The organism is Nonomuraea sp. NPDC049400, assembly GCF_044466425.1.
Lineage (GTDB): Bacteria > Actinomycetota > Actinomycetes > Streptosporangiales > Streptosporangiaceae > Nonomuraea.
The window spans coordinates 72072-94379 of sequence record NZ_JBITMP010000043.1 but is presented as its reverse complement, the minus strand read 5'-3'; the positions used below and the strand labels follow the sequence as shown (position 1 = coordinate 94379).

The window sequence follows — 22308 nt, the reverse complement described above, 5'->3', positions numbered from 1 at the left end:
GGAGGTGCTCCTAGATGGGGCCGGTGCTCTCACGGATGGTCAGGGTGGGGGTGAGCAGCACGAGTTCGTTGGCGGGCTGCTCGCCGCGCGCGGATGCGGAGATCCGGGAAACGACCTGCTCGACCGCGATACGGCCGAGCTCCATCGCCGAGCCGGTGACCGCGGTGAGGGCCGGGGTGTACTGTTCGGCCACGCGCTCGGGGCACAGGGCGATCACCGAGGCGTCCTCGGGGACCGTCCGTCCGCTGGTGCGCAGGAGGCTGAGCAGCGGGCCGATGGCTCCTTCGTTCTGCACGACGAAGCCGGTGGTGTCGGGTCTGTCGGACAGGATGCGGCCGAGCGCGCCCGCCGTACCCTCATAGGTTCCCTCGCACGGGCGGTGCAGGAAACGCAGACCGCGCTCCTTCGCCCGCGCGGCGAAGCCCGCGAGGGTGCGCTCGGCGTATCCGGCGTGGCGCTGGTAGGTGCCGGGGGCGTAGCCGATGAAGGCGATCTCCCGGTGCCCCAGGTCGGCCAGGTGATCCGCGCAGAGCGCGCCCGCGGCCTGGAAGTCGTTGTCGACGCAGGACAGCCCGCGGGGATCGCGAGGCATGCCGATCAGGGCCGCCTGGAGATCTCCCAGTGTCGGGATGCGCCTGTCGTCGAGTTCGACGTCCATGAGGATGACGCCCTCGGCCAGGCCGCTCGCGGCCAGCCGGCGGATTCCGTCGGGGCCCTCGTCGTTGGTGATCAGCAGGACGTCGTAGCCCCGCTTGCGGGCGGCCACGGCGACGGAGGTGGCGATGTCCATCATGACCGGCACGTACACGTCGGTGCGGAGCGGCACGGCCAGCGCGAGGATGTGCGATCGCCTGCCGGCCAGGGCGCGGGCGCCCGCGTTGGGGTGATAGCCGAGCGCGACCACCGCCTGCTCGACCCGCCGCCGGGTCTCGGCGGATACGGGGCGCTTGCGGCTGAGCGTGTAGCTGACCGTGCTCGGGGAGACGCCCGCGGCCTTCGCCACGTCTGCGATGGTCGCCAGCCCTCCTCCGTCGGGCCGGCGACCAGGTCGCTGTGCTGATTGGGCGCCCTCGCTGCGCTCGGTCGCCATGCCTCAGCCCTTGATGGCGCCGGTCAGGACGCCGGTGCGGAAGTGTTTCTGGACGAACGGGTAGACGATCACGAGGGGCACCAGAGTCAGGACCACCACGGCCATCTGCAGCGAAAGCGGGGCGGTCTGCGCGTGCTCCATGCCGAAGCCGGAGTTGACCGAGCCGGGCATGCCGACGCCGCGGTTGACGTAGGTCAGCAGCACGTACTGCAGCGGCCACTTCTCGCTCTCCGTCGGCATGTAGAGCATGACGTTGAAGAAGGAGTTCCAGTAGCCGACCGCGTAGAACAGCGCGATCACCGCGGTCACCGCCCGCGAGGTGGGAAGGACGATCGACCAGAGGATCCGCCACTCGCTGCCGCCGTCGATCCGGGCCGCGTCGATCAGCTCGGCCGCGGTGCTGGAGTAGAAGGAACGCAGGATCAGGATGTTGAAGACCGAGACCGCGCCAGGCAGGATCAGCGCCCACCATTGGCCATACCCGCCCAGCCCGGTCACCACCAGGAAGGTCGGGATGAGGCCGCCGCTGACGAACATCGTGATGATCAGCAGGACCAGGATGAACCGGTGCCCGAACGAGTCCGACCGCGACAGGCCGTAGGCGCACAGGATCGAGACCACCATCGAGATCGCCGTGCCGACAATAGTGATGCCGAAGCTCACCAGCAGGGCGGTGCGGACAGTGGAGTCGGTCAGCATCTCCTCGTAGGCCTCGAAGGTGATCCCGTCGGGCCAGATCACCAGGCCGCCGGCCCGGTTGATGGCGCCCTTGGTCGACAGGCTGGTCAGCACGACGATCCAGAGCGGGACCAGCACCATGAGCAGCACCCCGCCGAGGGTGAGGCCCTTGGCCGACTGGCCGGCCAGGGTCGGTGGCTCCTGCCAACTTGGTCGTTGCGTCATTTCCGGTACAACCCGTCCTCGCCGAAGGAGTGCGCCAGCTTGTTGGCGCCCCAGATGAGCAGGAGCGAGATCACGCTCTTGAAGAGCCCCGCCGCCGCGCCGAAGCTGTAGTTCGTCGTGGCGATGCCGTAGTAGAAGGCGTAGGTGTCGAGCACCTCGGCGGCGTCGTGGCCGACCGCCTCACGCTGGATGAGGAACTGCTCGAAGCCGACGGACAGCGCTCCGCCCAGGCGGAGCACCAGCATGAGCACGATCACCCCGCGCAGGCCCGGCAGGGTGATGTGCCACATCCGCCGGAAGGGTCCGGCGCCGTCGGCGGCCGCCGCCTCGTACAGGCCGGGGTTGATGGCGGCCAGCGCGGCCAGGAAGACGATGATCCCCCAGCCCGCCTCCTTCCACACGCCCTGGAAGGTGACCAGGAGCGCGAAGGTGTCCGGATTGGTCATCACGTCCCAGGTACCGAGGTTGTGCGAGCGCAGGAACTGGTTGAGCGCGCCCGCTCCGCCCAGCATCTGCTGGAAGATCGTGATGACCAGCACCCACGAGAAGAAGTGCGGCAGGTAGACCACGGACTGGATGAAGTTGCGCACCCGCTCGCTGAGCACCGAGTTGAGCAGCATCGCCAGCGCGATCGGGATCGGGAAGAACAGGATGAGCTGGACGAAGCTCAGGTAGAGCGTGTTCGCCAGCGCGTCCCAGAAGCGCGAGTCGGCGAAGAGCTGCTGGAACTGGTCGAGGCCGGCCCAGTCGCTGCCCCAGATCCCGATCAGCGGGTCGTAGTACTGGAAGGCGGTGATGACGCCGACCATCGGGACGTAGTTGAAGATCAGAAGCAGGACGACCGCGGGCACGACCATGATCAGCAGTGATCGGTCGCGGAGAAGCCTTTCTTTCACTGGCCCGTGCCGTACTTGTTGAGCACGTTCTCGGTCATCCACCCCTTGAGCCGGTCGAGTCCGCTCTTCTTCCAGGAGTCGATGGCCGACTTGACCTCGGCGACCGTCTTCTTGCCGCGGACGCAGCTGACGATGGCGTCGTCGATGGCCTGCGAGGTGTTCAGCAGGGAGATCTGCTGCGGCATGCTGATGTTCATGCTCCAGAACGCCGGCTTGTAGAGGGCGTTGACATTGGCGGCCTGCCAGGCGGCGTAGTCCTTGGTGACCTGGTCGGCTCCGAGGTTGCTGATCACCCCGGTGGGTCCGGCGAGGAAGGGGAAGGTCGCCGCCTGGACGAACTTCTTGCCGTCCTCCGTGGCCGCCGGCACCCCGTTCTTCATCGTGTAGTGGACGCCCTCCACCCCGAAGGTGATCAGCTCGTACTCCGCCGAGCCGTACGGCGCCGCCAGGTAGTTGGCGATCGCCAGGCATTCCTCGATCTGCTCCGGCTTCAGCTTGATGTTGAGATAGCTCACGATGCTGGTCGTGGGGCCCAGGAACATCCGCGCGGGGCTCTGACCGTCGTGGGAGATGTAGTTGAACGCGCCGCGCCGGTAGTTCTTCTCGGCCGCGACCCCCGACTGGTAGTCGCCCAGGTTCCAAGCGCCGGTGCCGCCGCCCTGGATCAGCTCCTTGCCCGAGTAGAAGCGGGCGTTGCTGTTGGCGTTCTGGCCGGCCAGGGCGTCCGGGTGCACGTAGCCCGACTTGGCCAGCTGGTAGTGCCATTCGAGCGCCTCCAGCAGCTGCGGCAGCTCGTACTTGTGCAGCAGCTTGCCGCCCTCGACCTTCCAGTTGGGCGGCAGGTCCCAGGAGAAGGCGAGGTAGGTCCAGACGTCGCCGAAGGCCCACACGCCGCGCTTGGCGTCGGTCAGCTCCTTGCCCAGGCTCAGGTAGTCGGCCACGGATTTGACCTGGTCTGCGGTGATGCCCTTGGCCTCCAGGATGTCGCGCCGGTAGAAGATGGCGCCGGCGACGGAGAAGTTGTAGGCCGAGCCGGGGATGCCGTAGAGCTTGTCGCCCCACACGCCGGCCTGCCAGGCGCCGGTGGGGATGGCGGCGAGGTTGGGATACTTCTTGACCTTGTCGCCCGCCAGGTAGGGGGTGAGGTCGGCGAGCTGGGTGCCGACCAGCCGGTCGGTACCGAACTTGGCGTTCCACCAGCTCGGCAGCTGGATCCAGTCGGGCAGCTTCTTGGCCGCCGCCATCGGCGTGACGATGGTGTCGTAGTTGGCGCCGTCCGCCGGCTTCATGGTGAGGGTGGCGCCCAGGGCCTTGTTCATGGCCTGGTAGAAGGAGTTGTTCGCGGGCGGAACCGTGCCCCAGAGCGGGGTGATCGCGGTGTAGCTGCCGCCCTTGCCCGGCACGCCGGTGACGGTGGCGACCGGGTTGGCCGGGTAGCTCAGGAAGCCCGGATCGGTCATGGCCCCGCCCGAGCCGGCGACGGAGGCGATGTCCGGCTTGACGGCGGCGCTCGGCACGTAGGACGGGAGCGCCGCCTTGAGCCCGGCCTTGGAGTTTGCGCCGACCTTCTGCGCCGACTGGGGAGTGTTGCTGCTGCAGGCGACGAGCAGGGGGGTCATCGCGGCTGCGCCGAGGAAGCCTCTGCGGTTCAACATGGGGGGTTGCCCTTCGAAGCGCTTCAATGTTGCCGCGAGACTAATGACCTGTTTCGGAAGACGCAAGGGCAAGCGTTAAGAGAAACTTTCCATCCTGTTAGCGTTGACATCGTTTCGCGGATGTGTCAGCGTCGATGCGCTTCGATCTCTTTTACCTCCCTGCCTGTGAGCTTTCCCTGTGAGCGATACCTTTCCTTTCAACGATCCGATGCTGCCGATGAGCATGCGCGTCGACGACCTACTCGGGCGGTTGACGCTCGACGAAAGAATCGCGATGCTGCATCAGTACGCGCCCGCCATACCCCGTCTGGGCGTGGCCCCCTTCCGCACCGGCACCGAAACCCTGCACGGCGTGGGATGGCTGGGTGTGGCGACGGTGTTCCCGCAGGCAGTGGGCCTGGGGGCGACGTGGGATGAGGATCTGGTACGGCTGGTCGCCGAGGCCGTCTCCGTCGAGCTGCGCGCCTTCCACCGCCACCGCCCGCCCGCGATCGGTTCCGGCGCCAACAGCCTGCAGGCGTGGGCGCCCGTGGTGAACCTGCTGCGCGACCCGCGCTGGGGACGCAACGAGGAGGGCTACTCCGAGGACCCGGTGCACACCGCGCGGCTCGGTGCTGCCTACTGCCGGGGACTGGCCGGCGACCACCCGTCCTACCTGCGCGCCGCGCCGGTGCTCAAGCACTTCCTGGCCTACAACAACGAGGACGACCGGTGCGTCACCTCCTCCGGCCTGCGCCCCCGGGTGCTGCGGGAATACGACCTGGCGGCATTCCTGCCGATCGTGGCCGCGGGCCTGGCCACCGGCGTGATGGCCGCCTACAACCTGGTCAACGGCCGTCCCTGCCACGTCAGCCCGCTCATCGAGACCGAGCTGAGGCGCCTGAACCCGGACCTCTTCGTGGTCAGCGACGCCGAGGCACCCTCCAACCTGGTCGAGCTGGAGCACTACTTCGACGACCACGCCGAATCCCACGCCGCCGCGCTCAAGGCCGGCATCGACAGCTTCACCGACCACGGCGAGGAGAGCGAGGTGGTGATCGGACGGCTGCGGGAGGCACTGGAACGCGGGCTGATCGACGAGGACGACATCGACCGCGCCGTGCGACGGCAACTTGCGCTGCGATTCCGGCTCGGGGAGTTCGACCCCGATCTCGACCCGTATGCGGACATCGGTCCCGAGGTGATCGACTGCGCCGAGCACCGGGCTCTGGCCCTGCGCGCCGCGACCGAGTCGGTGGTGCTGCTCAAGAACGACGGCCTGCTGCCCATGGCCGGCACCCCTCGCGTGGCCGTCATCGGGCCCCTGGGAGACACCCTGTTCGAGGACTGGTACAGCGGCACCATGCCGTACCAGATCAGCGTCGCCGCCGGACTGGAGGAGGCGCTCGGCGAGGTCGTCCGCGTGGAGGGCTGCGACCGGATCGCGCTGCGCTCGCGCTCGGGCGCCGAACTGGTCGCCGATGTCACCGACTGGGGCGCCGGGATGCTGACTTTGCGCAATCCCGACACCGGCCGCTACTACAGCCTCCAGGAGGACGGCTCCCTGGCCGCCGACCGGGAGGTGATCAAGAGCTGGTTCGTCAACGAGACCTTCCACCTCGAACCCGCTCCAGGCGGCGTGCTGCTCCGCAACGTCCGCACCGGCCGCTACGCCGCGGCCGACGGCCGCTTCACCGCCTCATCCACCGCCGACGCCGAGTGCTACGAGCGCGAACTGCTCCACGACGGTACGGCCCAGGCCCGCGCCGCCGCCGCTGCCGCCGACGTGGCCGTCGTGGTGCTGGGCAATCACCCGCTGATCAACGGCCGCGAGACCGAGGACCGCCGGGACCTCGCGCTGCCCGAGGGGCAGGAGGCTCTGCTGCGCGCGGTCGCCGAGGTCCGCCCCGAGACCGCGCTCGTGGTCATGAGCAGCTACCCCTACGCCGCGGACTGGGCCGATGAGCACCTGCCCGCCGTGGTGTGGACCTCCCACGGCGGGCAGGAGACCGGCAGGGCGCTGGCCGCCGTCCTGCTCGGCGCGGCCGACCCGGGCGGGCGGCTGCCGCAGACGTGGTACCGAGGCGAGCTTCCCGATCCCCTGGACTACGACATCATCAAGGCGGGCTGGACCTACCAGTACCACCGGGCCGACCCGCTGTATCCCTTCGGCCACGGGCTCTCCTACACCGAGTTCGCCTACAGCGACCTGCGGGTCTCCTCCGAGGAGGTCTCGGTGAGGCTGACGAACACCGGGAGCAGGCCGGGATCGGAAGTGGCGCAGCTCTACGTCCGCGCGTTGAACGCCCGCTACGAAGCGCCCCGGCTGCGGCTCGCCGACTTCCGCAAGGTCTCGCTGTCTCCCGGCGAGAGCCGCGAACTCATCTTCCGGCTGTCAGCCGAGCACTTGGCTCATTGGGACGTGGCCACCGGCGATTTCGCCGTGGACCCCGGCGACTACGAAGTGCTGGTGGGCCGCTCCGCCGGTGAGCTGGTGCTAGGGACGACGATCGCCGTGGACGGTTCCGTCTCCGGGCCCCGCGCTGTCGTCGGCCGGCGCACCTCGGCCGCGGACTTCGACGACTACACGGGCATCACCCTGGTCGACGCCGACCGTACCACCGGAGAGGCGGTCGCGCCCGCACGCCACGACCATCCCGCGACGCTGCTGTTCCGCTCCTGCGATCTGACGGGCGCGGTCCGGGTCGAAACCTAGGTCGCCACCCTGGGCGAGGGGCGGCTGGAGGTCTGGGCCGGCGAGGTGCTGCTGGCGGAGATCCCGCTCCCGCCGACCGGGGGCCGGTACGCCTGGGTGAGCGTCGCAGGCGACCTGGGCTCACCCCTGGCGGGCGTCCACGACCTGCGGATCACGCTGCTGGGCGATGTCCGGCTCGCGACGTTCCTCTTCACCTGAATGGGAGCCACGTGCATGGAAACGATCACCTGGAAGCGACGCGAAGACGGCGTCACCCTGACGGCCGACGGGTTAGCCGTGCGACGGTCATCACCGAGTCCGACTGTCTGCTGTCCTGACTCATCCGCTGTCAGCACTGCGGCAAGGCCTACATCGGCGTCGCCGCCCACGGCTGGACCAAGCGATACCGCCACCACGTGTGCTTCTCCCGCCAGCGCTACGGCAAGGTCACCTGCGCCGCCGACCGCATCCCCGCTGACCAGGCCGAAGGCGGCATCCTCTCCACCGACCGCGGCAAGACCTGGAAGTCCGCAGCGCGACTCGCAGGCGTCCCGGGCGGCGGCTCCGGCGTCGTCGCGATCACCGCCGACGCAGCCGCACTCCTGTGGTCCCCCAACAACACCGACATCACCCCGGTCTACAGCACCGACCTGGGCGCGACCTGGAACCCGGTCCACGGACTCCCGGCAGGGGCCAGGATCCGGTCCGACCGTGTCAACCCGTCGGTCCTGTACGCCTTCGCCGGCGGCACGTTCTACCGCAGCACCGACGCTGGCGCGACGTTCTCCGACACCGGGGCGCCCGGCCTGCCCGCCGAAGGCGTCGACGACTTCAGAGTCGTCCCAGGCCGCGAGGGCCACGTCTGGCTCGCCGGGCGCAGCGACAAAGCGGAGATCGCAACCGGCTTGTGGCGCTCCGCGGACGGCGGCGTGACCTGGGAGCGCATCAGCGCGATCGACTTGGCGATCGGTGTCGGCTTCGGCAAGGCCGCGCGCGGTTCACGGCATGAGGCGAAGCGCGGGGCTACCCGGCGATCTACACCTCGGCCACGGTCGCAGGGCAGGACGGCATCTTCCGCTCAACCGACGGCGGCGCCACTTGGGTGCGCATCAACGACGACGACCACCAGTGGGCCTGGGCGGGATCCGCTATCACCGGCGACCCGCACATCTTCGGCCGCGTCTATCTGTCAGCACGCGGCGTGATCTACGGCGACATCGCCGACTGACGAAGCAGGCCGCCCCGCGCGACGCGGGGCGGCCTCCAAGCCGAAGGCCGGCGCCAGCGGCCACATTCGGCCTGACTGGATTGAATACCACGTTAGGGAGAGCCGATCATGACCGGAACCCACCGCGAGAGCCTGCCCGGATGGGCGAAGGAGGCGAGCCTGGGCATTTTCATCCACTGGGGACCGTACGCGGTTCCCGCCTGGGCCGAGCCGGAACACGTGGCAGGCGAGCCCGAGCCCGAAGGCGGGTGGTTCAAGCACTCCTCCTATGCCGAGTGGTACGCGAACACGATCCGCATCGAAGGGTCGCCGGCGGCGGCGCACCATGCCGAGGTCTACGGGTCGGCGCCTTACGAGGACTTCCTCGACCAGTGGAAGGCCGAAGCTTACGACCCCGCCGCATGGGCGCGGCTGTTCCGGGCACTCGGGGCGCACTACGTCGTGCCCGTCACGAAGCACCACGACGGGGTGACACTGTGGGACGCCCCCGGCAGCGAAGGCTTCAACACCGTCGACCGCGGCCCGAAGCGCGACCTGCTCGGCCCGCTCGCGGAGGCCGTGCGTGCGGAGGGTATGCGCTTCGGCGTCTACTACTCCGGCGGCCTCGACTGGTCGATCACCGACAACCCGCCGATCGTGGAGGTCGACGACATCTGGCGATTCCGCCCCAACGACGCAGCCTACGCCGCCTACGCCACCGCGCACGTCCGGGACCTGATCGACCGCTACGCGCCCTCCGTGCTCTGGAACGACATCGAATGGCCCGAGGCAGGCAAGGAAGACGGCTCGCTCGTCGACCTGATCGCCTACTACCGCGATGCGGTCCCCGACGGGATCGTGAACGACCGATGGGGCGCCGACGTCTGGGACTACCGCACGAGTGAGTACTCGATGCACGCAGACCACGAGACCGGCACCGGCTGGGAGCATAACCGCGGACTCGGATCCTCCTTCGGCTACAACCGTGTGGAGGACGAATCGCTCACCCTCAGCCCCCGCGAGCTGGCGAAGCACTACGCGGACGTGGTCTCCCGTGGTGGCCGGCTGCTGCTCAACGTCGGACCCGATGCCTCCGGCCGCATCCCCGACGTCCAGCTCCGCACTCCGAGTAAGGAGACGGGGACCGTGAGCAAGACCTACCAGAACAAGCGCCGCCGCGCCCGGCAAGTCGCCGAAGAGGTGACCGTGCCGACGAGTGTGAGTGTGGCGATGGAGCAGATCGCTGCCTCGATGAAGGACGGCCTGCTCGCGCTGGCTGTTCAGTCCGGCCTGGCGGTGATGTTCGCAATACTCGAAGAAGACGTCACCTCCCTGTGCGGCCCACGAGGCAAGCACGACCCCGACCGAACCGCAGTCCGCCACGGCAGCGACACCGGATCGGTGGTGCTGGGCGGCCGCAAGTTGCCGATCCGCAGCCCACGGGTTCGCACCGCCGACGGCACCGGCGAGGTCGCCATCCCGGCCTATGAGCTGTTCTCTTCCACCGAGATCCTCGATGAGATGGCGCTGGGCAAGATGCTCGGCAAGCTGTCCACCCGCCGCTACCAGCTGGGCCTGGAACCGGTCGGCGCCACCGTCGAGCACGCCTCCACCGGAACCTCCAAGTCAGCGATCTCCCGACGGTTCGTCGCCGCCACCGAGCGCGCCCTGGCAGAGATGATGTCGGCTGACCTGTCACATCTTGAATTGGCCGCGCTGATGCTGGACGGGGTGCACTTCGGCGGGCACACCTGCATCGTGGCGCTCGGGATCGGCATCGACGGCACCAAACACCCCCTCGCGCTGGTCGAGGGCTCCACCGAAAACGCCACGCTGGCCCGTGAACTGATCGTCGGCCTGCGTGAGCGCGGCCTGGACGTCACGCGCCCCATCCTGGTCGTGCTGGACGGCTCCAAGGCGCTGCGGCGGGCGGTGCTGGATGTGTTCGACCACCCGGTGATTCAGCGCTGCCAGCTCCACAAGATCAGAAATGTCCGGGACAAGCTTCCCGAGAAACTGCGCCCGGTGGCTGAGAAGCGGATGCGCGAGGCCTACCACGCCGACACTTCGCTCGTCGCCGAGGCCAAGCTCACCGCCCTGGCCGCCAAGCTGGACAAGAAGTACCCGGTGCGGCCGCCTCGCTGCGGGAGGGGATGGACGAGACGCTGACCGTCCTGCGACTGGACGTGCCGCCGACCCTGGTCCGCTCGCTGCGCTCGACCAATCCCATCGAGTCGATGATCTCGATCTGCCGCGACCACGCCGCCAACGTCAAGAACTGGAAGGACGGCATGATGGCGCTGCGCTGGTGCGCGGCCGGCATGGCCGAGGCCACCAAGCAGTTCCGCCGCGTCAACGGCTTCCTGCACCTGCCCAAACTCCGCACCGCGCTTGACCGGCACGTCGCAGCCCAGAAACCGACCTCGAACTGCTACAACGAGAACGTCGCCTAACAGCGGGACCGCCAATCAAGTTCCACGAACCTCGGGACATCCTCGGAGGCTCGGTTCCAGGTCGAACCCTGGATCCGCGGCTACAACACGACCCGGAGACACTCGTCTCTGGACTTCCGTCCGGACCGGCCCGGATCGACAAGAGGCGGGTGCGCCCGCAGTGTCGGCCGCACCGGCTTCCTACTCGATCAGCTGATGGGCATCCAGACCCTCATGGCGGCCGCGCCTCTCGTGTCCCTCGACCGGAACGGCACCAGCGATATCTCGACGGGTTCGCCCTCGGGTCGAGGCGCGGCCGTCCCGTACGGCCACTCGGCGGCGCGGTCGTTGATGCGGCCGCGGACTTTGACGCGTCCGTCGCGCACTGTCAGCGGCGCAGTGGTGTCGACGGCAAGGTCCGCGAGGTCGGCTCCTTCGGGGAGGTCGACGCTCTCGACGCACCACACCTCGGGCCCGCGTTCGACTGCGGCACAGCCGCGCAAACCGTCGATGCGCGGGTCCGGATAGGTCCAGCGCGGCGCGAGCGGCAGGTCGAGGCGGATCTCGTCGCCGTGAGCGAATGCGGCGGTGACGTCGGCGAGCTCGCCGGCAGCCGCGGGGCGGGCCGTGCCGTCTGGGCTGGTTACCGTGGCGCCTTCGGCCCAGTGCGGCACTCGGAACGACACGGTGCGCTCGCCGCCGTCGTTGGCCTCCACTCGGACGATGACCGTCCCGTCGTCCGGGTAGGCGGTCGTCATGGTGAGCGCGAAGCGCGAGCCGGCCACGACCGTGTCGATCGCGGCAGGGGCGTACTGGTGGAGTTGGACGCCGCGGTCGTCGGCGGTGGCGATGTAGGCGGCGAACTGGGCGAAGGTGCGAGCGAGGTTGGTCGGGCAGCAGGAGACTTCGAACCAGTGGCCGCGGCGGCCGCCCGCGCTGAGGTGCGGGAGGGCGCCGTCGCGCGGCGGTTCGGGGTCGGCGGTGACCTGGTGGAGCGGGTTGGCGTAGAAGAACGACTTCCCGTCGGGGTCGACCGCGCCGGAGAGGACATTCCAGGCGATCCGCTCGATCATGTCGCCGTGGCGGGTGTCGCCGGTGGCGAGGAGCAGGCGCCATGCGGTCATGACCGCGGCGACGCCGGCGCACGACTCGGAGTAGGCCTCGGCGGGGTTGAGCGCGAAGTCGCGGCCAAATGCCTCGTCCGCGTACTGGGAACCCATGCCGCCGGTGAGGTGCGTTCGGCGGGCGACGGCGCGGTCCCATTGGCCCCGCACGGCATCGAGGAGGTCGGCGTCGCCAGCCTCGATGGCTACGTCGATCGCGCCCGAGGCGAGGTATAGGGCCCGCACGGCGTGGCCGCGCAGCACTTCGGCCTCGCGCACCGGCACGTCGTCCTGGTAGAAAACGCCCTTCTCCGGGAGAGTCTTCCGGCCGTGGCGCTCGATGAAGAGCCGGGCCTGCTCGAGGTAGCGGGCTTCGCCGGTGGCGCGCCCGAATTCGGCCAGGGCCACTTCGATTTCGGTGTGGCCGCAAAAGCGTTCGTCGCCGCCGGGCCCGAACACATTGCACACGTGGTCGGCGGCGCGGCGGGCAATCGCCGTGAACGCGTCTTCACCGTGGTTGCGCAGCCGTGCGACGGCGGCCTGGAGAAGGTGGCCGAAGCAGTACAGCTCGTGGCCCCATTCGAGGTCCGAGTAGCGGGGCGGTTGGCCGGGGTTGCCGAAGGCGGTGTTGAGGTAGCCGTCCTCGTGCTGCGCAGCGCTGATGCGTGCTGTCAACTTGACGAACCGCGCTTCGAGGCCCGCGTCTCCGGTGCGCCCGATCTCCCAGGCCATGGCCTCGGCGAGCTTATAGACCTCGGAGTCGGAGAATTGGGGGCCGGTCCGCTCGAACTCCTTCCTTCGGCGGCGCGGTCGAAGTTGGCGGTCCAGCCGAGCGCCTCGAGCCAGTGCAGGCAGTGCTGAATGGTTCCTTCGGCGTTGACCGTCTGCCGCTTGCTCCAATGGCCGCCGTTTATTCGGACTTCGTCCATTCCCAACGGCTGCAGGGTACCGGTCGAGGGCATGACGGGTGTTCTCACTGCTTGTGCCTTACGAGGGGAGCGTGTTGATCAGGGTTTCGATGCCGCGTGTGGCGGCGCCTTCAGGAGTCCACTGGCGCAGCAGCCGGGTGTCGTGGGCCGGGTCGCACAGGCTGACTGCGACGTCTTCGGCGGGCACGTCGGTGCCCGCCACAGTCGCGGGGGCTGGTGCGGCCCGCAGCGACCGGCCGAGTGGACGGAAGTCAGCGGGCTCGGCGTCGGCCCTGTCTGGCCGGAGCCGATCCTGTGGATAGGAGGTGCACCGATTTTCTTTGATGAGGTGGAAAAACTAAAACGAAGCGTTACGCGTGTTGATCGGCTAAGGTAGCGATCGAGGCGCCCGCCGTCAAGTTCTTCGGTCGCACCCTTGTCGTCGTCGACGACCAGGACGTTCACGCCGTTCCCGGTCGAGAGCCCCTCCCAGACCGCGGAGCGCACCTCGGCGCGCACCGCAGCGTCATCCCACCTCGCGCGGGAGAACAGGTGCTGGAACCGGTACGGGTTCGGCTCCCCCGCTGCCTCGGCGAGCGTCCAGCAGTTCCGGCGCGTCGCGTGCGCCATCATCGCCTCCACCAACGATTTCGCCCGCAGATCGGGACTCGATCCTGCGGAAGTGCGGTGCGCACCGCCCCAGCAGCGCATCCAGCCCTGCGCGCGACCGTTCGACCGATACCATGGCCTCGACGGCCGCCGTGTTCTCTTGTTGCGTCACAACAACAATGATCAACGGCGGCCGTCGCTCGTCCCCACCCGGTATCACCGCAGCTCACGAAGCGAACTCCAACTGGAGTACTAACTCGGCCCGGGGCTACCTACAGAGACATCCGATCTGCCCATGGCGTCAAGCCGCGGCCTCCAGACGATGCGGGAAAGCGGTGAGTTCGTCGTAGTGCTTCCGTTTCTGGAGGCAGTGGTGCAGGCAGCCGAGCATGCGGTTGAAGGTGTTGCGCAGCGCGCTGGAGTGTCGGTCGCCTTTGGCGCGTCGGTGATCGTAGTGGGCTCTGGGGCCGGGCGCTCGCAGGGAAGCGAAGGCCCAGACGTAGCCGGCAGCCGCCAGGCGCTGGTTCTTCACCTTACGGTGGTGGACGACCAGGCTCTTGCCCGAGGCGCGAGTGATGGGTGCCGATCCGGCGTAGGCCTTCAGCGCGCGGGCGTCGGCGAAGCGAGTGCGGTCGTCGCCGAGTTCGGCGAGCACGCGGGCGCCGGTGAGGTCGGCCAGCCCGGGGAAGCGGGCTCAGGAGGGCGGCAAGAAGGTCAGCGCCGTGCGGGTTTGGGAGGCGGCGGAGTTGCGGCCGTCACCGGTGATGGCGTGGACGCCGGTCCAGCTCGGGAAGTTCCTCGATCACCCTCGACATGGGAACCGTGGCGGTGCTGAAGGAGCACCGGACGCGGCAGAACGCCGAGCGCCTGGAGTGGGGCGAGGGGTGGCAGAACACCGGGCGCATCTTCACCCACGAAGACGGCTCGGAGCTGCACCCGGCATGGGTCAGCGAGCAGTTCTCGATCCTGGCGTACAAGGCGGGCGTGCCGCCGATCCGATTGCACGACCTTCGCCACTGCGCGGCGACGCTAGCGTACGCGGCTGGCGGCGACACCAAGATGGTCTCCACGATGCTGCGGCACAGCTCGACCAACATCACCGAGAACACCTACACGACGGTTCTGCCGGAGCTGGCGCACGAGATGGCCGAGGCGCTCGCAGCGATCGTCCCGCGGGGGGCGTCCGAAACTGGCGGTCTCCCCTCGGTCTCCCACAAGGGTTCAAATGGCCCTACGGATTTCGGGGGAGAGGTAAAGCCCCTGGTCAAAGGGCTGAGAAGTGGTAGGGCGCCCGGGGCTCGAACCCGGAACCTACGGATTAAAAGTCCGCAGCTCTGCCAATTGAGCTAACGCCCCTCGCAACAGCAAGGGTACAGAGATTACCGCCCTGCCCGCGACGCCTAAATCACCGGTAAGCGGCCAGTCCCGTCAGCGCCTCCCCCAGCACCAGCGTGTGGATCTCCTGCGTCCCCTCGTACGTTAGCACCGACTCCAGGTTGTTCATGTGCCTGATCACAGGGTACTCCAGCGTGATCCCGTTCCCGCCCAAGATGGAGCGGGCCTGGCGGGCGATGTCCAGGGCGGCGCGTACGTTGGCCAGCTTGCCGAAGCTGATCTGCCGCGGCTCCAGTTGCCCCGCGTCCTTCAGCGCACCCAGATGGAGGGCGGTGAGTCCCGCCTGGGCGGCGCCGACGTACATCCAGGCGAGCTTCTCCTGGGTCAGCTGGAACGCCCCGATCGGCTTGTCGAACTGGACGCGCGTCTTCGCGTACTCCACCGCCGCCTCCAGGCAGGCGCGGGCGGCGCCCACGACGCCCCAGACGATGCCGAAGCGGGCCTCCGAGAGGCAGGAGAGCGGACCGCGGAGGCCGACGACGCCCGGGAGGGCGGCGGAGGCGGGCAGGCGGACGTCGTCGAAGTAGAGGGACGAGGTGACCGACGCCCTCAGGGACAGCTTCTTGTGGATCTCAGGGGCGGAGAAGCCGGGGGTGGAGGTCGGTACGACGAAGCCGCGGATGCCTTCGTCGGTCTGCGCCCACACCACGGCCACGTCGGCGATGGAGCCGTTGGTGATCCACATCTTGGAGCCGTTCAGGATCCAGTCGGATCCGTCTTTCTTGGCATAAGTCCGCATGTTGGCGGGATCGGAGCCATGGTCCGGCTCCGTCAGGCCGAAGCAGCCGATCGCCGTCCCGGCGGACATCCGGGGCAGCCACTCCTCCTTCTGCTCATCCGAGCCATATCGCCAGATGGGGAACATGGCCAGCGAGCCCTGGACCGACACGAAGGAGCGCAGGCCCGAGTCGCCGGCCTCCAGCTCGCGGCAGGCCACCCCGTACGACACCGCGTCCGTGCCCGCGCAGCCGTATCCCTCCAGGTGCATCCCCAGCAGGCCGAGCGAGCCGAGCTCGGGCGCGAGCTCGCGCGCCGGGAAGACAGCCTTCTCGAACCAGTCGCCCACGTACGGCAGGATGCGGTCGGAAACGAACGATTTGACCGTGTCGCGGATAAGCCGCTGGTCGGCGTCGAGCCGGTCGTCCAGGCGAAGCAGGTCGTCCATCGCGGGTCCCTTCCTCACATAGGGGGCTACCAGGGTTCTACCAGGGGGAATCCTGATGTGCGAACACCGGGCGGACGGGCAGTCTGGGGACATGAGCGAATACAACGTCAAGAAGCTGCGTCGGACTCAAAAGGGCAGGATTGTCGCGGGCGTCTGCTCCGGCATCGGCGAGTACGTCGGGATCGACGCCAACCTGGTGCGTATCGCGCTGGCGATCGCGACGCTCTTCGGCGGACTGGGCGTCGGCGTGTACGCGATCGGCTGGCTCCTCATGCCCGACGAGGACAGCAACACCTCGATCGTGCAGGACCTGATCAACAAGCAGCAGGACCGCAGCAGAACGGACTGGAGCGGCGAGCACAAGCCGCAGCCGTGATCAGGCCGCGGCGGGCACGCGTTCCCGGGACCCGGTCCAGACCAGGGCGAGCACGGCCGCGCAGATCACCCCGGTTATCCCGGCCAGTGCGACCACCGGCTCTGGACCGAGTCTCTCCGCCGCGAACCCGCCGACCAAGATCCCGATCCCCTGTACGGCCATCAGGCCCGACTGCACGAGGCCGAACGCCTGGCCGCGCCGTTCGGCCGGAACGTTCTGGACGAAGGCGGCATTGGCCGCGAGCTGGTACGCCCCACCGATCCCCGACAGAACCCACGCGGCGAGCACCACGGCGAGCGGCGGCCGGAGCGCCGTCACGATCAGCGGCGCGCAGCTCAGCATGGCCATCCACCCCATGAGCCGCATCCGCCGCTCCGGCCCGACGAACCTGCTGAAAAGGAACGCCCCCACGACCGTTCCGGTCGGCATCGCCGCCATCAGCAGCCCGGTGATCACAGGAACCGGCAGCGTGCCCGTGGCGAGCTTGGCCGCGTACGGCACCGCGATGCCCTCAGGCAGGATGTAGAAGCCGCACAACCACGCGAACAGGACAAGCGTCCGCAGTTGCCGCGACCCGAACACGAGCCGGGCTCCCGCCATGGTCATGGTCCACATGGACGGTTTCGTGCCCTCGTGGTTGGCGGCGGGGCGGCGCCGTACCCCTGAGATCAGGATCAACGCGGAGCCGAGGAACGTCGCGGCGTCCAGAGCGAGCGCCCGGTAGGGGCCCAAGGTCGCGATGACCGCTCCGCCGGCCGCGAAACCGAGCATCTGTACGGCCTGGTTCGTCATGTTCTGGAGGGCCGAGCCGATGACGTACCGGTCGCCTTCGAGCACTTCGGGCAGCAGCGCGGCGCGCGCGGCCGAGAACGGCGCGCTGAGCAGCACCACCAGGAACACCAGCGCGCACAGGGCCCAGAACGGCATGCCGGGCACCGCCATCACGCCCACCAGCACGGCCCTGATCAGGTCGCACGTGAGCATGACGCCCCTGCGCGCGAACCGGTCCGCCAGGCCGGCCAGCAGCGGCCCGCCCACGATCGACGGGAGGTACGTCAGCGCGTACACCGCGGCCGTGGCCAGCGGGGAGCGCGTGCGCTCGTAGACGAGTACGGCGAGTGCCACCTGCGCGAGCTGGTCGCCCAGCAGCGAAAGGCCCTGGCCGTACCAGAGCGCCCTGAACTCCCTGATGGCGATGACTTCTCGGTATGTGGCTTGGTCCTCGGCACGGCGATGCCGTCCCTGCGGCCGTCGCGCCCGCATGGCCCCCATTGGACTCCGCTGTGCCTGACTTACGGTGCTCGGTGTGTTACCTAAGGTGCCCGATCATTATGGCAAGCCGCAACCCAAAGCAGCGAACCAAAAGCAAAGGGTTACCAGCCGAGCTCGTGAAGTCTCGCGTCGTCGATGCCGAAGTGGTGCCCGACCTCGTGGATGACCGTGATGCGCACTTCGTCGACCACGTCCTCCTCCGTATCGCAAATCTGGCATATCGCGTTGCGGTAGATCTCGATCCGGTCGGGCAGGACTGCTGAGTACCAGTCGCCGCGTTCGGTGAGGGGGACACCGGTGTACAGGCCGAGCAGGTGGGGCTCCGGCGGGTCATCGACGACCGTTACGACGACATTGCTCATGGCGCGGGTGAGGTCAGGAGGAATCGTGTCCAACGCCTCGGACACGAGCTCTTCGAACTTCTCCCGCGTAACCTCGATCACGCTTGCCATTCTGCCTCGTCACCCAGGTAGGCAAGAGACTGTATGAAGTTCACTCACAGGACAAAGGCAATCATCAACTCCAGGACGGCGAGAGCGGCGGCGGTGCTCCTCGTCGCGGCCGTGGGTGCCTGGATGGGGATCTTCCTCAGCGGCACCGTACGCGCCCAGGTCGGTCCGGTGGAGACCGGAATGTCGCTCCGCCCGGCCTGGAACGGCGAGACGGTCGTGGACGCCAGCCCGCTCGGCACGCTCACGTTCCACACGCACGACGCGCCGCTGCGGTTGCGCATCACGCTCGAGAACATCGACCAGGAGCGGGCCAAAGCCTTCATAGAGGACCCGCGTCTGGCCGACCGCCTGCCCGGCCTCATCGAGAGCGACCTGCTGGACGGCGTGCGCGCGCTTGTGATCCGCTCTCTCCTGTGCGCGGGGGCGGGGGCACTGATCGCGGTCCTGATGGTCTTCAGGCGCCCCAGAGTGGCCTTCCTGGGCCTCCTGGCCGCCGCTGTGGGCCTGGCGGGCACGGGAGCGCTCGCCGCCCTCACGTTCCGTCCGAGCTCGCTCGTCGAGCCCCGCTACTCGGGGCTCGTCGCCGCCGCGCCGTCACTGGTGGGCAGCGCCGAGTCGATCGTGACCCGCTTCGAGTCGTACAGGGCGCAACTCACCAAGCTCGTCACGAACGTCTCCAAGCTCTACGACACCGTCTCCACCTTGCCCTTGTACGACACCGACCCCAAGACCATCCGAGTCCTCCATGTCTCCGATATCCACATAAACCCCATCGCCTGGAACGTCATCCGCTCCCTCAAGGACCAGTTCGGGGTGGACATGATCATCGACACGGGCGACATTTCCGACCATGGCACCAAGGCCGAGAACAAGTTCATGGACGAGATCGGCCGTCTTGGGGTGCCGTACGTGTACGTACGCGGCAACCACGACTCGATGATCACTCAGAAGGCGGTCGAGAAGCAGAAGAACACCATTGTCCTCGACGACAAGACGGAGACGGTGGCGGGCCTGAAGATCTACGGCCTGGGGGATCCTCGCTTCACCCCGGACAAATCCGTAGCGGTCAACTCAGATCCCGCCGCACTCGGCGAGTTCGCCCGCTCCCGCCTCGCCAAGGTCGACCGGCCGGACATGATCGCCGTACACGACCCGGACGTCGGCAAGGGCTTCTCCGGCGCGGCGCCCATGATCCTCGCCGGCCACACCCACGTCCGCAAGACGACCCTGCTCCCTTCGGGCACCCGCATGCTCATCCAGGGCTCGACCGGCGGCGCCGGCCTGCGCGCCCTCGAACACGCCCAGCCCACACCCATGCAGGCCTCGGTCCTGTACTTCGACAGGGAGACCAAGCGCATGCAGGCATGGGACGACATCACGCTGGGCGGCCTGGGGGAGCAGTCGGTGTACATCCAGCGTCACGTGGAGCCCAACCCACAACGTATGATTTCTCCGGAGCCAACGAGCGCCCCGTCGCCAACGGGATCGGTCACTGGCACACAAACGCCGACCAACGGTCCGCCGCTTTGGCATCAAGGGCAATCGTCCCCTATGCTTCAGAGGTCTCCGACGGAAGGCGACAGGGAATCCTGAGCCCCCATCGTCTAGCGGCCTAGGACACCGCCCTTTCAAGGCGGCGGCACGGGTTCGAATCCCGTTGGGGGCACTGCGAGCGCTTGGCGCACCGGAAAACGGCTGGTCGAAGACCACCGAAGACCTGGTAAGCTAAGCGAGCGCAAACCGCAAGAAACGCAAGGTCCTGTAGAGCAGTTTGGAGTGCTCGCCACCCTGTCAAGGTGGAGGTCGCGGGTTCAAGTCCCGTCAGGACCGCTCTGGGTCAGGTAGCTCAGTTGGTACGAGCGTCCGCCTGAAAAGCGGAAGGTCGGCAGTTCGACCCTGCCCCTGACCACCATTATTTACCAGCACGAATGCCCCGCCCATGATCACATGGACGGGGCATATTTGTGTCTGCGTGTCTGACTGCGTGACTACGGTTCCGGAGCGAGCGGGAAGATCTCGTCCATCACCGTCGCGCCTTCCTGCATGACGGGTCGGATCTGCTTGCGGTAGACCATCTCGGTCACGAGGGTGTTCGTGTGGCCGACCAGCCGTGAGATGTGCTCGATCGGGACGTCATGAGCTGAGAGCAGCGAGACGAAGCTGTGCCGCAGCTCCCGGGGTGTCCATTCCGCCGGGTTGATGCCTTCGGCGCTTTTGAGAGCAATTCGGAGGTCACGCCGAACGTTCTCGGCGGTCATGGCGGTCTCGTTCCTGGTGCCGAACACTCGATTCTCGCTGAGTTTGCCGACGCTCTCGCCATTGGCCCGCTCGTCGAGCAGCGCCTTGAGCGCTGTCACGCAGCGAACCGGAATCCGCAGGGAACGGCGCGATTTGACGGTCTTGGTATCGCCGGACTTCCGTACAGAACGCCACACGTAGATGGCGAACTGGTCATGCTCCCAGCCGACGTCGGTTACGGCCTGCCAGGACTTTCGGGTGGCGTCAGAGCCCATCTTGCGAACGTGATGGACCAGGACGACTGCCACGCCGTAGGTGTCGGCCTGGTTCTTGGCGCGGCTCATGGCGGTGTAGTCGGCGTCGTAGGCGGACAGGCCGGGCGGAGTGGTGACCCGGATCTTGGCGAACACGTCGATGACGACCATGCGCGCGCCGGGGTTGCGTTCCAGCCATCGGGCGATGGCCTGGTCTCCGCCTCTTGGCAGGGTCTCGCACGCGGTGGCCAAGGTGAGGCCGCGTGGTGCGGGGTTGTCTCCCAAGACCTTGCTCATGCGGGATTGGAGACGGCGCGGTGTGTCCTCCAGCGCCAGGTACAGCACCGGGCCGGGCTCTACCTTTATAGCTTCCAGGGCTTTCCCTCCTCCGGCGACGGCGACGGCGACGGCCGTGGCGAGTGACAGCCAGGACTTGCCGACCTTGGGCGGACCGGCGAGCAGGTTGAGCCCTTCGGCGATCACGCCGGGCACGGCCCACTTGGTCGGTGGGAAGGTCACGGACATCAGTTCGTCTGCGGTCCACGAGGTGCGGAACGGTGTTGGTGCGGCTCCTTGGTCGCTGGGCACGTGGACCGCGTCACATGCGACCAGGCGTAGGTGAGATGGGCGTTCGCTCGTCACCCCGGGGCTCCCCCCGGTGTTGCAGCAGGTTTACACCCGGACAGTCCGCAGTATGACGAGACGCGCTTTGCTGTTCGACGCAGTGCGGCTCATCGCACTGGCCCGAGCGGAGGGCCTTGATCACGCGTTCGTGCTACTAGACGATGACAAATACTGGATCGCCTGGCATAGGCCGGGCTGCAACTGGGGGGACTGTGCATGGGCGAGTGGCAGCGCTATGTGGACGACAATCTGATCGGCTCCGGTAAGGTCAACCGGGCGGCAATCGTCAGGCTGGACGGCGGAATCTTGGCTGCTTCCGAGGGATATAAGCTCAGTGCCGCCGAGCAGAGTCAGCTCAGCAAGGAGTGCAGGGCCGTGTTCAGCGGCGGAGAGGACCAGGTCGGTGGTCTTGTGCTGGCCGGCAACAAGTTCCTCACCGCCGGGGGCGACGAGCGCTCCCTTTTCCTCAAGACCACGCACTCCATCAACTACGATCCCAAACACGCCGGTGCGATCGTGGTGCAGACGAAACAGTGCATCATCGTCGCCGAGTATGACGCCCCACTCCAAATGGCGGAATCGATTCCCGTCGTCGAGTCTCTTGCCGACGAACTGATCAACGCCGGATACTGATCACTAGAGTGGACCCCTGTGGCTAGATCTGCCGCCTGACCCGTCCGCAAAGCTCCTCGGAGCGCTTAGAAGTTCTCTCAGATGCCCGTTTCTCAATGTCAAGGGGTCGTGGAACTGGCCGGTTCGGACCGCCTACGCCAAGCGCACGCCCACGAGAAGGGGGGCCGGTAAGAATCAAGGCACACGGCCCAAAGCGACAGTGCGTGACCGGGAGCTCCGGGACGGCTTGACATAAAGCACTCAGCGGGCAACGCGACGTGGGAAAACGCGCCCCACAACGTTGTCACGGCCGCGACCGCCGGACTCATCCCCGAATGTCCTGACCGAAACTCGTGTCTGCGCTGGGCCCAGGTCACCTGCTGTGACCTGGGGAGCCTGCAAGACTGCTGTCAGGCCACCCGGTCGTGATCACAACTGGTGAG

Annotated in this window: 16 protein-coding genes, 4 tRNA genes and 4 pseudogenes; 12 read left to right on the top strand and 12 right to left on the bottom strand. The window is 67.7% G+C overall.

From position 1 onward, the window contains the following. Nucleotides 1-10: 10 nt before the first annotated feature. The 4 genes from ACIBVN_RS44855 to ACIBVN_RS44840 form a co-directional block, all read right to left on the bottom strand. Nucleotides 11-1003, bottom strand: coding sequence for a LacI family DNA-binding transcriptional regulator (locus ACIBVN_RS44855; protein ID WP_397146400.1), 993 nt, complete (start codon nucleotides 1001-1003; stop codon nucleotides 11-13). Between the two features lie 90 nt (nucleotides 1004-1093). Next, on the bottom strand, nucleotides 1094-1993 hold the full coding sequence (locus tag ACIBVN_RS44850) for a carbohydrate ABC transporter permease (RefSeq protein WP_397146399.1): 900 nt from the start codon (nucleotides 1991-1993) through the stop codon (nucleotides 1094-1096). Beyond that, a complete protein-coding gene (locus ACIBVN_RS44845) occupies nucleotides 1990-2889 on the bottom strand; it encodes an ABC transporter permease (RefSeq protein WP_397146398.1) in 900 nt (299 codons plus the stop codon). The genes ACIBVN_RS44850 and ACIBVN_RS44845 overlap by 4 nt, the downstream gene beginning before the upstream one ends. Then, complete coding sequence (locus tag ACIBVN_RS44840) at nucleotides 2886-4544, bottom strand: hypothetical protein (protein ID WP_397146397.1); 1659 nt, start codon at nucleotides 4542-4544, stop codon at nucleotides 2886-2888. Before ACIBVN_RS44840 ends, ACIBVN_RS44845 begins: the two co-directional genes overlap by 4 nt. Before the next feature lie 217 nt (nucleotides 4545-4761). Between ACIBVN_RS44840 and ACIBVN_RS44835 the strand changes: the two genes are divergently transcribed. The 5 genes and pseudogenes from ACIBVN_RS44835 to ACIBVN_RS44815 all read left to right on the top strand — a co-directional run bounded on the left by ACIBVN_RS44835 (nucleotide 4762) and on the right by ACIBVN_RS44815 (nucleotide 10878). Next, nucleotides 4762-7239, top strand: coding sequence for a beta-glucosidase (locus tag ACIBVN_RS44835; protein WP_397146396.1), 2478 nt, complete (start codon nucleotides 4762-4764; stop codon nucleotides 7237-7239). Between the two features lie 45 nt (nucleotides 7240-7284). Beyond that, nucleotides 7285-7437: a hypothetical protein gene (locus ACIBVN_RS44830; RefSeq protein ID WP_397146395.1), complete on the top strand. Its 153-nt coding sequence runs from the start codon at nucleotides 7285-7287 to the stop codon at nucleotides 7435-7437. 122 nt (nucleotides 7438-7559) lie between these two features. Beyond that, the gene (locus tag ACIBVN_RS44825; protein WP_397146409.1) at nucleotides 7560-8423 is read left to right on the top strand and encodes a recombinase zinc beta ribbon domain-containing protein; all 864 of its coding nucleotides are present in this window, start codon (nucleotides 7560-7562) and stop codon (nucleotides 8421-8423) included. 131 nt (nucleotides 8424-8554) lie between these two features. Further along, nucleotides 8555-9532, top strand: a pseudogene (locus ACIBVN_RS44820) (alpha-L-fucosidase); the annotation flags it as partial. Between the two features lie 39 nt (nucleotides 9533-9571). Continuing rightward, a pseudogene (locus tag ACIBVN_RS44815) lies at nucleotides 9572-10878 on the top strand (IS256 family transposase). A 188-nt stretch (nucleotides 10879-11066) separates the two neighbouring features. On the opposite strand, the gene ACIBVN_RS44810 reads toward ACIBVN_RS44815, so the two are convergent. The 3 genes and pseudogenes from ACIBVN_RS44810 to ACIBVN_RS44800 form a co-directional block, all read right to left on the bottom strand. Then, the gene (locus tag ACIBVN_RS44810) at nucleotides 11067-12860 is read right to left on the bottom strand and encodes a glycoside hydrolase family 127 protein (protein WP_397146394.1); all 1794 of its coding nucleotides are present in this window, start codon (nucleotides 12858-12860) and stop codon (nucleotides 11067-11069) included. An 87-nt stretch (nucleotides 12861-12947) separates the two neighbouring features. Next, on the bottom strand, nucleotides 12948-13091 hold the full coding sequence (locus ACIBVN_RS44805; protein WP_397146393.1) for a hypothetical protein: 144 nt from the start codon (nucleotides 13089-13091) through the stop codon (nucleotides 12948-12950). A gap of 687 nt (nucleotides 13092-13778) precedes the next feature. Continuing rightward, a pseudogene (locus ACIBVN_RS44800) lies at nucleotides 13779-14165 on the bottom strand (transposase); the annotation flags it as partial. Between the two features lie 125 nt (nucleotides 14166-14290). Between ACIBVN_RS44800 and ACIBVN_RS44795 the strand changes: the two are divergent. After that, nucleotides 14291-14542: pseudogene (locus ACIBVN_RS44795) on the top strand (site-specific integrase); the annotation flags it as partial. A gap of 215 nt (nucleotides 14543-14757) precedes the next feature. Here ACIBVN_RS44795 and ACIBVN_RS44790 read toward each other — a convergent pair. Both ACIBVN_RS44790 and ACIBVN_RS44785 read right to left on the bottom strand, forming a co-directional pair. After that, nucleotides 14758-14833, bottom strand: a tRNA-Lys gene (locus ACIBVN_RS44790). A gap of 49 nt (nucleotides 14834-14882) precedes the next feature. Beyond that, nucleotides 14883-16037 (bottom strand): acyl-CoA dehydrogenase family protein, encoded by a 1155-nt coding sequence (locus ACIBVN_RS44785; protein ID WP_397146392.1) that lies wholly within the window; start codon nucleotides 16035-16037, stop codon nucleotides 14883-14885. Nucleotides 16038-16128: 91 nt separating this feature from the next. On the opposite strand from ACIBVN_RS44785, the gene ACIBVN_RS44780 reads away from it, so the two are divergent. Next, a complete protein-coding gene (locus ACIBVN_RS44780; protein ID WP_397146391.1) occupies nucleotides 16129-16413 on the top strand; it encodes a PspC domain-containing protein in 285 nt (94 codons plus the stop codon). Here ACIBVN_RS44780 and ACIBVN_RS44775 read toward each other — a convergent pair whose 3' ends face one another. Further along, complete coding sequence (locus ACIBVN_RS44775) at nucleotides 16414-17676, bottom strand: MFS transporter (protein ID WP_397146390.1); 1263 nt, start codon at nucleotides 17674-17676, stop codon at nucleotides 16414-16416. Nucleotides 17677-17786: 110 nt separating this feature from the next. Beyond that, entirely contained in the window at nucleotides 17787-18137 is a 351-nt protein-coding gene (locus tag ACIBVN_RS44770) for a metallopeptidase family protein (RefSeq protein ID WP_397146389.1), read from the bottom strand. Nucleotides 18138-18170: 33 nt separating this feature from the next. Here ACIBVN_RS44770 and ACIBVN_RS44765 point away from each other — a divergent pair, with 33 nt between their 5' ends. The 4 genes from ACIBVN_RS44765 to ACIBVN_RS44750 all read left to right on the top strand — a co-directional run bounded on the left by ACIBVN_RS44765 (nucleotide 18171) and on the right by ACIBVN_RS44750 (nucleotide 20049). Then, nucleotides 18171-19730 carry a metallophosphoesterase gene (locus ACIBVN_RS44765; RefSeq protein ID WP_397146388.1) on the top strand — a complete coding sequence of 520 codons (1560 nt, stop codon included), beginning with the start codon at nucleotides 18171-18173 and terminating at the stop codon, nucleotides 19728-19730. Next, nucleotides 19731-19803: transfer RNA gene (locus ACIBVN_RS44760), tRNA-Glu, on the top strand. It begins immediately after the preceding gene. 89 nt (nucleotides 19804-19892) lie between these two features. Further along, nucleotides 19893-19967 (top strand) — tRNA-Asp (locus tag ACIBVN_RS44755). 5 nt (nucleotides 19968-19972) lie between these two features. Then, nucleotides 19973-20049 (top strand) — tRNA-Phe (locus ACIBVN_RS44750). 76 nt (nucleotides 20050-20125) lie between these two features. On the opposite strand, the gene ACIBVN_RS44745 is transcribed toward ACIBVN_RS44750, so the two are convergent. After that, nucleotides 20126-21217, bottom strand: a complete 1092-nt coding sequence (locus ACIBVN_RS44745) for an AAA family ATPase (RefSeq protein ID WP_397146408.1) — start codon at nucleotides 21215-21217, stop codon at nucleotides 20126-20128. 252 nt (nucleotides 21218-21469) lie between these two features. Here ACIBVN_RS44745 and ACIBVN_RS44740 point away from each other — a divergent pair, with 252 nt between their 5' ends. Beyond that, on the top strand, nucleotides 21470-21886 hold the full coding sequence (locus ACIBVN_RS44740; protein ID WP_397146387.1) for a profilin: 417 nt from the start codon (nucleotides 21470-21472) through the stop codon (nucleotides 21884-21886). Nucleotides 21887-22308: the final 422 nt, after the last annotated feature.

Bases quoted from the DNA above. Each gene is read 5' to 3' on its own strand.
- ACIBVN_RS44765 (WP_397146388.1), top strand. From the start codon at position 18,171: ATGAAGTTCACTCACAGGACAAAGGCAATCATCAACTCCAGGACGGCG.
- ACIBVN_RS44785 (WP_397146392.1), bottom strand. From the start codon at position 16,037: ATGGACGACCTGCTTCGCCTGGACGACCGGCTCGACGCCGACCAGCGG.
- ACIBVN_RS44850 (WP_397146399.1), bottom strand. From the start codon at position 1,993: ATGACGCAACGACCAAGTTGGCAGGAGCCACCGACCCTGGCCGGCCAG.
- ACIBVN_RS44740 (WP_397146387.1), top strand. From the start codon at position 21,470: ATGGGCGAGTGGCAGCGCTATGTGGACGACAATCTGATCGGCTCCGGT.
- ACIBVN_RS44775 (WP_397146390.1), bottom strand. From the start codon at position 17,676: ATGCGGGCGCGACGGCCGCAGGGACGGCATCGCCGTGCCGAGGACCAA.
- ACIBVN_RS44780 (WP_397146391.1), top strand. From the start codon at position 16,129: ATGAGCGAATACAACGTCAAGAAGCTGCGTCGGACTCAAAAGGGCAGG.
- ACIBVN_RS44770 (WP_397146389.1), bottom strand. From the start codon at position 18,137: ATGGCAAGCGTGATCGAGGTTACGCGGGAGAAGTTCGAAGAGCTCGTG.
- ACIBVN_RS44835 (WP_397146396.1), top strand. From the start codon at position 4,762: ATGAGCATGCGCGTCGACGACCTACTCGGGCGGTTGACGCTCGACGAA.
- ACIBVN_RS44840 (WP_397146397.1), bottom strand. From the start codon at position 4,544: ATGTTGAACCGCAGAGGCTTCCTCGGCGCAGCCGCGATGACCCCCCTG.